Origin of the sequence: Halochromatium sp., assembly GCF_046541315.1 — a bacterium.
In the GTDB taxonomy this organism is placed as follows: Bacteria; Pseudomonadota; Gammaproteobacteria; order Chromatiales; family Chromatiaceae; genus Lamprobacter.
The window spans coordinates 1-7,988 of sequence record NZ_JBKHDN010000128.1; the positions used below are offsets into that span (position 1 = coordinate 1).

Annotated in this window: 8 protein-coding genes and 1 pseudogene; 7 read left to right on the forward strand and 2 right to left on the reverse strand. The window is 64.7% G+C overall.

Translation table 11 applies throughout. The features are described from left to right. From ACLFQI_RS09395 to ACLFQI_RS09410, 4 genes and pseudogenes are all read left to right on the forward strand, one after another. A pseudogene (locus tag ACLFQI_RS09395) lies at positions 1-541 on the forward strand (hypothetical protein); the annotation flags it as partial. Between the two features lie 127 nt (positions 542-668). Next, positions 669-1,166, forward strand: a complete 498-nt coding sequence (locus ACLFQI_RS09400) for a hypothetical protein (RefSeq protein ID WP_410758770.1) — start codon at positions 669-671, stop codon at positions 1,164-1,166. A gap of 170 nt (positions 1,167-1,336) precedes the next feature. After that, positions 1,337-1,681, forward strand: coding sequence for a type II toxin-antitoxin system Phd/YefM family antitoxin (locus ACLFQI_RS09405; protein WP_410758772.1), 345 nt, complete (start codon positions 1,337-1,339; stop codon positions 1,679-1,681). Next, positions 1,678-2,103 (forward strand): type II toxin-antitoxin system VapC family toxin, encoded by a 426-nt coding sequence (locus ACLFQI_RS09410; protein WP_410758774.1) that lies wholly within the window; start codon positions 1,678-1,680, stop codon positions 2,101-2,103. Before ACLFQI_RS09405 ends, ACLFQI_RS09410 begins: the two co-directional genes overlap by 4 nt. Positions 2,104-2,256: 153 nt before the next feature. Here the strand turns inward: ACLFQI_RS09410 and ACLFQI_RS09415 are convergent, their stop codons facing one another. Continuing rightward, complete coding sequence (locus ACLFQI_RS09415) at positions 2,257-3,561, reverse strand: cytochrome c family protein (protein ID WP_410758775.1); 1,305 nt, start codon at positions 3,559-3,561, stop codon at positions 2,257-2,259. A 422-nt stretch (positions 3,562-3,983) separates the two neighbouring features. Between ACLFQI_RS09415 and ACLFQI_RS09420 the strand changes: the two genes are divergently transcribed. Next, positions 3,984-5,375 carry a multiheme c-type cytochrome gene (locus tag ACLFQI_RS09420; protein ID WP_410758777.1) on the forward strand — a complete coding sequence of 464 codons (1,392 nt, stop codon included), beginning with the start codon at positions 3,984-3,986 and terminating at the stop codon, positions 5,373-5,375. After that, positions 5,372-6,007 carry a cytochrome c3 family protein gene (locus ACLFQI_RS09425; RefSeq protein WP_410758779.1) on the forward strand — a complete coding sequence of 212 codons (636 nt, stop codon included), beginning with the start codon at positions 5,372-5,374 and terminating at the stop codon, positions 6,005-6,007. Before ACLFQI_RS09420 ends, ACLFQI_RS09425 begins: the two co-directional genes overlap by 4 nt. A 162-nt stretch (positions 6,008-6,169) precedes the next feature. Here ACLFQI_RS09425 and ACLFQI_RS09430 read toward each other — a convergent pair whose 3' ends face one another. Continuing rightward, a complete protein-coding gene (locus tag ACLFQI_RS09430) occupies positions 6,170-7,462 on the reverse strand; it encodes a dicarboxylate/amino acid:cation symporter (RefSeq protein ID WP_410758780.1) in 1,293 nt (430 codons plus the stop codon). 98 nt (positions 7,463-7,560) lie between these two features. Here ACLFQI_RS09430 and ACLFQI_RS09435 point away from each other — a divergent pair, with 98 nt between their 5' ends. Then, a complete protein-coding gene (locus ACLFQI_RS09435; protein WP_410758781.1) occupies positions 7,561-7,896 on the forward strand; it encodes a hypothetical protein in 336 nt (111 codons plus the stop codon). The last annotated feature ends 92 nt before the right edge of the window (positions 7,897-7,988 follow it).

Here is a 7,988-nt window from a genome sequence, read left to right on the forward strand (position 1 = left end):
CGCAGGCACGGAAGCAGGCGCAGGCACATTTACAAGCACCGGCACCGGCACAAGTACGGGCACGGGTACGGGCATAGGCGCAGACGCGAACGAGTCTTTTCGCCGACACATGGGCGTGGCCGATCTCGCCACCTACGAAGCGAGAGTAGCGGAGCGGGTGATCGAGGCCGACCAGGCTGGCATCCTCGCCGAGCATGGCGGCGCGCGCGCCGAAGCCATCGTGCTCAAGGGCGATACGAGGCTGCCGGATACGCAGGTCCTCGGCTCCCGGGACCAGCCGGTGGTGCTGGTGATCGATGGCGATTGGGTCGGCGGCGCGCCGACGATCTGGGGAGTGGTCTATGTGGGAGGCTCGGTCGAGTTCGTCGACATCCCCGCGATCCACGGCGCCTTGATCGTCGAGGGCGCGTTCGTCGAAGGCGCGCTCGACGAGGCGCTGAAAGCGATCGAGTACGACGCCGAGGTGCTCGACAATGTTCGCGGCCGGATCGGTGCCTCAGCGCCCAAGCCCGGCACCTGGCGCGATTGGTCGAAGCGTTAAGATCCGGACCAATGATCTGGCCGCTCGACCTGCTTGCCGGACGATACTGACCCAGAAACCCAGATTCCACCGGATGTTCGTGCCCGCGCGTCAGGGCGACTGGCTATAGACCAATGAGGTTGACTGGATGCGAGCGATAACAGCGCGTCAGTCCGTCACAGCGCCGGCCTTTGCGCGCGGCTTCGGCCTCGTCGAGGCCTTGATCGCGCTCGTGGTCTTGAGTGTCGGCGTGCTCGGCATCGCGCGTCTGAATGCGCGCTTGCTGCAAGAGATCGCGCCCGCCCGGGTCGAAGCGGAGGCGATGCAGTTGGCGCAAACCCAATTCGCCCTGGCCCGTTTTCAGGTATCGAGCGGCACCTGTACGCTCACCGATGAAACCAGCACGGTGCATGCCGGCGAGACGGCCGAGTATCGAATCCTGCGGCGATCGACCGATCCTGGGTCCATGACTGGAACCGCGACCGGCTCAAATCCCGCCGCCGCCTCGCAGCCGGCCTGGCTCGGCGTCGAGGTCAAGGTCTGTTGGCCTCGCACGGACGCTGAACCCTGCGCCTGGGATCAAACCGGCCCGAATGAGGTGGTGGTCAAAAGCCTGATCAGTTGCGATAGCATCATTGGTGGATAGCAACCGACACTGAACCGCAATCTCCGATCAGGCTGCTGTTCGTCGAGGATCAGGTGAAGACCTTCAGCGCCTCACGCGCCGCTGAGGGCGCAACGCCTGCAAGGACATCGAGAACGTGTTCACTGAGTACGGCCAATGGGTCAAAGACAGCCTCGCGGTCGAGTCCCTTCGTGCAGGTGCTGGCCGCCGGCATCGAGCCAACTCATCTTGAGCTGTTTCCTACGCTGGCCTACACTCGACCAGTCGATCAACCAGTTTTCCGAGGATTGGCCATGTTCATCGAGATCGGCTCCTACGACGCCAAGACCAAACTGGCGGAGTTGCTGCGCCAAGTGCAAGCCGGCCGTCGCTACACCATCACGCTGCGCGGTAAACCCGTGGCTGACCTGGTCCCGAGTGAGCAAGCGCGCCGCACCGATACAGCGGCTGCGGTGGCCGCGATGCGCGCCTTTACGAGGGTGCAAGGTGTGCCGGCAGAGCGCGTTGCGGAGTGGGTTGCCGAGGGGCGGCGATGAGCCTGGTGCTCGATGCGTCCATGACCCTGGCCTGGATCTTCGAGCGCGCCGACCCCCAGGAGCGGGCGCTGGCCGACCGGTTGCTGGACACCTTAACCGGCCAAGAGGCCCTGGTTCCCGTGCTCTGGTACACGGAGGTGGCCAACGCCTTGCTGGTGGCTGAGCGGCGTGGCGTTGTCGGTGAGGCACAGGTGATCGACTATCTGCACCGCCTGTCTCGCTTGCCGATCGTTACCGACGACGTTGGGGTGTCGGCTCGGCAGGCGTTCGTGATGGCCCTCGGCCGCGAGCATCGGCTTTCCGCCTACGATGCGACCTACCTTGATCTGGCGTTGCGCACCGGCTCCCAGCTGGCATCCTTCGACGCCAAACTCGTTGCCGCAGCACGCGCGGCAGGTGGGGCAATCTATGACCTGACCTGAGCGGCGCCTGCTGGCCAACCTGAGCACCCGCGAGACCCGGGGTCGATTGGGAGATCGAGACCGATGAATTCGCGAGTGCACGATAACAAAACCGCACCCGAAGGCGCGGTTTGAATCAGCCCGAGTGGCCGTCAAGGCCGATCTATCCGGCGCTCAATCCAGCTCGACCAGCCTCTGCTCATACTCGGCAATCAGCACCGGCGCGGTCAGATCGCTCGGCAGATGGTCGAAGCGCTTGACCAGGTTCGGCCAGAGCAGGTTGTAGAATAGCTCGCCGCGCACCAGGGCGACGCCCTCGGCCGGGATCTCGTAGACCAGTTCGCGCTCCTCGTGCGGCCGCAGACGGGTGTCATCGCCGGCTTGGGTCGCGGCCGGCGGTGGCGCCGGCATGCCCTCGTTGTCGATGAGCGCGTAGGAGAGATAGGCCTGCGGATCGGATTCCGCCGGATGACCCTCGGCATTCTCCCAGATCGCCTCGCCCTGATCGTCATAGGCGGTGAGCTTGATGAACAGGTTGCGGAAGGGCGCGCCGGTCGGCATCGCGTGCGGCAACTGGTTCTTCAGGTAGACGGTGGTCTTGAGCGTGTCGCCGTCTTTTACCGCGTTGACATCGAAGATGACCGCGCGCTTGAGCATGGCCGGGCTGTGTCCGCCGCCCATGCTGTGATCGGCGATGCCGTTGGCGATCGGCATGTGGCAGGACAGGCAGTTCACCTGCGAGAGGCTTTCTTGGTATTCGTTGCCGGTCTGGCACAGCGGCACGCCATGGGGGTTGTCGCGTTGGTCGTGACAGCCCATGCAGGCGTCGGAACTCTTGACCAGGCGGGGGTTGGCCTCCATCGGCAGGGCCGGAATGGTTTGGCCGCCGAAGACGATCGGTTCGCCGAGATGCGGATTCGGCTTTTGATCGCTATCGGCACCGAGCCCGGCGCCGCCGAAGAGGTCGTCACCGGCGGCCGCGAGCTGGGCGACGCCGTCCTTGATGCCAAGCGGTGCTTGCAGTTTGTCGGAGCGTTCATAGGCCTGCATACCAAGCCGCAGTTTGCCATCCTCGCCGTCGATGCCCTTGTAGTGCTTCAGGGTATGACAGGCGACGCAGTTGACGCCCTCGTTATAGGCCACCTTGGCATCGAGCTTGGTGCTTTGGTCGAGCGCGGCGTTGGGGGCGTGGCATTGCAGGCAGATCGGGTACTTGCCCGAGGCCTTGTGCAACACGCCTTCCTCGGTCGGCGAGCCGGCGACCATCTCGTAGAAGACGCCGTGGATCGGGTCGTTGATCGCGGTGCTGTTCGCGTGCATCGAGCCCTTCCATTGTCGATAGATCTCCTGGTGGCAATTCGAACACACCTCGGATGAGACGTGGTGGATGGGGTCGTCATCGGCGCGCGCGAGACCGGGTACGGTAGCCAGCAGCAGCGCGCTGGCGGCAATGGCATGGAAGGACAGGGAACGCAACATCGGGACATCCTCCTTCGGGAGTCGATTTTTGGTTTTGGCGAATCGTCGACAGATGTCATCGACGATTCTCGGGCGGCATGATCGGTTGCGAATATGTCGAAGGTCAATACCTTGGATTGCTGCCCGTATTGGATGCTGCTGTAATCAGGACTCGATCAATGGCAATGGAGTGGGCTATTTCAGTGATTCAGCAAATAAGCATTCGCTTATCTTGTGAATGAGTGCTTGCCGATCCGCCCCTTTTTTTGTCTTCCTTGCTGCGTAATACGAGGCCTGTTTCGATGAGAGTGTCGTTCCCATTCCCGCGTTCCTTGGCCCAGCTCCCGATGGGTGTTTGCCTGATACTCGCGGCAGGTGTCGCGCACGCGGCCAAGGTCGAACGTTCCCCCGAGCATTGGGGGAATCCAGCTGGCGAGCGCTGCGTGAGCTGTCATGAGAAATCATCGGCCGGACTCACGCGCCAGTGGCATGAGAGCGCGCATCGGAAGGCCGGGGTGAATTGCCTGGATTGCCATCAGGCCGAGGTCGCCGATGTCGATGCGATGGAACACGAAGGCGAGGTCATCGCGACCATCGTCTCGCCCAAGGATTGCGGGCGCTGTCACACCAAGGAATACGAGGAGCAGTCGGGCTCGGTGCATGCCGAGGCCTACGCGAAGATCGCAGCCCGGATCCCGGCGCTGGCGCACCAGATGACCGGCGGCGCGATGCAGGCGGCGGGCTGCGATCAGTGTCATGGCTCGCAGGTCAAGGTGCTTGGCGACGGCACCCTGGACCCGGCGACCTGGCCCAACTCCGGCATCGGGCGGATCAACCCGGACGGTTCCAAGGGTTCCTGTTCCTCCTGTCATGGTCGCCACGCCTTCTCCAAGGCGCAGGCGCGCGAGCCGAGCGCCTGCGTGCGCTGCCATTCCGGCCCCGATTCGCCGGACAAGGAGGTGTTCGAGGCCTCCAAGCACGGCATGCTCTATGCCGCGCAACGCGATGAGATGAACCTCGATGGCGAGACCTGGATCGCCGGCCAGGATTACACCGCGGCGCCCACCTGCACGACCTGCCACATGGGCGCGGCCGGCAAGATTCCGGCCACGCACGATGTCGGCCTGCGCAATGCGTGGAACCTCAATCAGCCGGTTTCGCACCAGCAGTACCTGGTGCTGCTCGAGGATGGCAGCAAGCTCGAACGACCCGACACCGAGGCGCCGCCCCGGCGCGGCAGCATGCTTGAGAAGACCGATGGCAGCGCCGCCAAGGTGCGCGCGGTGATCGCGCCGGAGCGCCGGCGCGGGGTGATGAGCCTGGTGTGCCTGGAGTGCCACGGCAAGACCTTGACCGAGAGTTTCATGACCCAGTTCGATGCGGTCGTCGACCTCTACAACCGCAAGTTCGGCGAGCCCGCGCAGGCGATCATGCGGGCGCTCTACGAGCGTGGGTTGCTGACGCCACTGCCGTTCGACGAACCGCTCGAGTTCACCTACTGGGAACTCTGGCATGACGAAGGCGCGCGCGCGCGTCACGGCGCCTCGATGATGAGCGCCAATCACGCCTGGTGGGAGGGGATGTACCTGGTCGGGCGCAACTTCTACAGCCGCTTTCTGCCGCAAGCGCGCGAAGTCGCCGGGGAGCAGGCGGCCGAGATCATCGATCCGGTCCTCGCCGCCAGCGGTCGGCACGAGTGGCTGAACGAGACCGCGCAGGGCAATCCGATCCTGGGCTGGATGCCGCCCCAAGCCGAAGCGCCGGAGTCGGACACGGGGCCGGAACTGGAGCCGGCCGCCTCCGCCGACGCAGACGGGGAGGGCGGCGAGCAATGATCAAGCTCGATGCGTCGCGGTTCATCACCCGTCATGTGCTCTTTGCGCTGGTCGCCGGTGGTCTCGGCGGTGTGGCGCTGATCTTCTTCCTGATCGAGTTCGATCACTACACCAGCACCAACGCCTTCTGTACCACCTGTCACTCGATGACCTACGCCGAGGTCAGCTACCAGGACACCCCGCACTACAACTCGCCGTCCGGGGTGCGCGCGAGCTGCGGTGACTGCCATGTCTCGGAGGGGTTGATCATGGCCACCTATGACCATGCGATTGGCTCCAAGGATCTGTTCAAGCAGCTCTTCGGGCCTGACTACGATGACCCGGTGGTGAATCTCCTGCATCTGCCGGAGGCGGCATTCGCAGCCCGGGACTGGTTCCACAAACGCGATTCGGCGACCTGCAAGCGCTGTCATACGCTGGAGGCGATCCAGGGCGAACGGGCGAACACGGCGGCGATCCACCAGGAGGAGACCGAGGGCAAGGGCTGTGTCGAGTGCCACTACAACCTGGTGCATCGGCGGGTGCCGACCGAGCAGACCTTCAAGCGCGAGGCCTGGAATGCGATGGTCGAGGAGGAGTACGGCCTCGAACCCGGCGCGGCCGAGCGCATTCTCCGCACCGGCGAACGCTGAGCGTCGATCCATCGCGAGGGGCCGTCGCGGCGCGCGGTCTAGCCGCGCCTCCTTGCGAGGTTCGCGCGTTCGGCGGGCACTGGAGCCGACGAGGGCCGCCGGCATCCCATCGTCGGCCGCTGGACCCCGCCCTGAAGGTGGCTCGCGGGATTCGGTTCCGGTTCAGGCCGCCGCGGCGCCCACCGGCGCCTCGAGGATGCCTTGCTCGCCCTCGGATTTGGCGACGATCACCGCGCCGACGGCGTCGCCGGTCACGTTCACGGCGGTGCGCAGCATGTCGAGGATGCGATCGACCGCGAGCAGCAAGCCGATCCCTTCCAGCGGCAGGCCGACCGCAGAGAGGATGATGGCGATGGCGACCAGGCTCGCGGCCGGGATGCCGGCGACCCCGATCGAGGTCAGCAGCGCCAGCAGCACGACGGTGAACTGCGTGGCCAGTCCCAGCTCGATGCCATAGGCCTGGGCGATGAACATCACCGCGACGCATTCATAGAGCGCCGTGCCGTCCATGTTGATGGTGGCGCCAAGCGGCAGCACGAAGCTGGTGGTCTGGTTCGAGACGCCGGCGTTCTTCTCGACGCATTCCATGGTCAGCGGCAGCGTCGCCGAGGAGGAGGCGGTCGAGAACGCGGTCAGCAGCGCCGGGCTGACGGCGCGATAGTGGCGCAACGGGCTGACGCCGCCGAGGTAGCGCAGCAACAGCGGCAGGGTGATAAGGAAATGCACGCCGAGCGCCAATACCACGCTGAAGAAGAACTGCGCCAGCGGGAGGAAGGCCTCGAGGCCGGTGCTGGCGACCGTCTTGGCGACCAGCGCGAAGACGCCGAGCGGCGCGAAGCGCATCACCAGATCGGTGATCCTCATCATGATCTGGAACATGCCGTTGAAGAAGTTGGATTGCGCCTCGGCGTACTGAGGGGCGATCCGGGTCATGAAGAACCCGTACAGCAGGCTGAAGAAGATCAGCCCCAGCATCTGCGTCTCAGCGGCGGTGGCGATGATGTTGGTCGGGATCATACGCAGGAAGATGGCGACGATATCATCGGCGCCCTTGTCGGCGAACTCGGCCTCGAGTTCGCTGGCATCGGCGCTGAGCCCGAAGACCTCCTGCGCGCTGCCCTCGACCACGCCGGGCTGGACCAGGTTGACCACGGCCAGGCCAACCAGGATCGCCAGCAGGCTGGTCAGCGCGTAATAACCCAGGGTCTTGGCGCCGAGCCGTCCGAGGTTGTCGGCGTCGCCGAGACTGGCCACGCCGACGATGATCGAGGAGACGATCAGCGGCACGATGAGCATCTTCAGCGCGTTCAGGAAGAGCTGACCGATGAAGTCGAAGAGGGCTGCGAACGTCATGCCGAACAGGTGGCCATCCTCGCCGACGAGCAGACCGACCATGATGGCCAGCGCCAGGGCGGTCAGGATCTGCCAATGCAGCTTGAGCTTGAGAAACGCCATGAACATGCTCCGCAACTGATATTCAGCACCGTCGATCTGATGATACTATCAAAGGCTTGGGTGCCGATTGGCGATCGGCGTCGCGAGAGAACAGCACCATGCGTTTTCGTGTCTTCTACTTGATCAACCGTTCTGGCGAGCGCGTCTCATCGGCGAGCGCGGTGGAAATGACCGCCAAGGCGATCTGCGAGCAGATGCTCGACCGCCTGCAATCCGAGGATGATTATCTCGGTATTCTCGATGCCGAGGACAACACGCTGCAGGTGCTCCCCGAGCCTGAGCAGCAGCGTTATTACGTCGAGGTTCCGCTCGATGCCGCCAAGGCCTCGTTCGGTCGCTACGTCAACCGCGCCGAACTCGAGGCGCTCATCCATGCGCTGCCCGCGCGCATCGATGAGCGCAGCATCCCCGGGCTGACCTACCGGCCCTGGTGAGCGCGCGGCCCCACTGAGCGCGGGCCCGGGGCCGCTGTCCGCTCAAGGCGATGCCGCTCGGCGGGTCTCGCCGAGCCCTCGCCGAGCCCTCG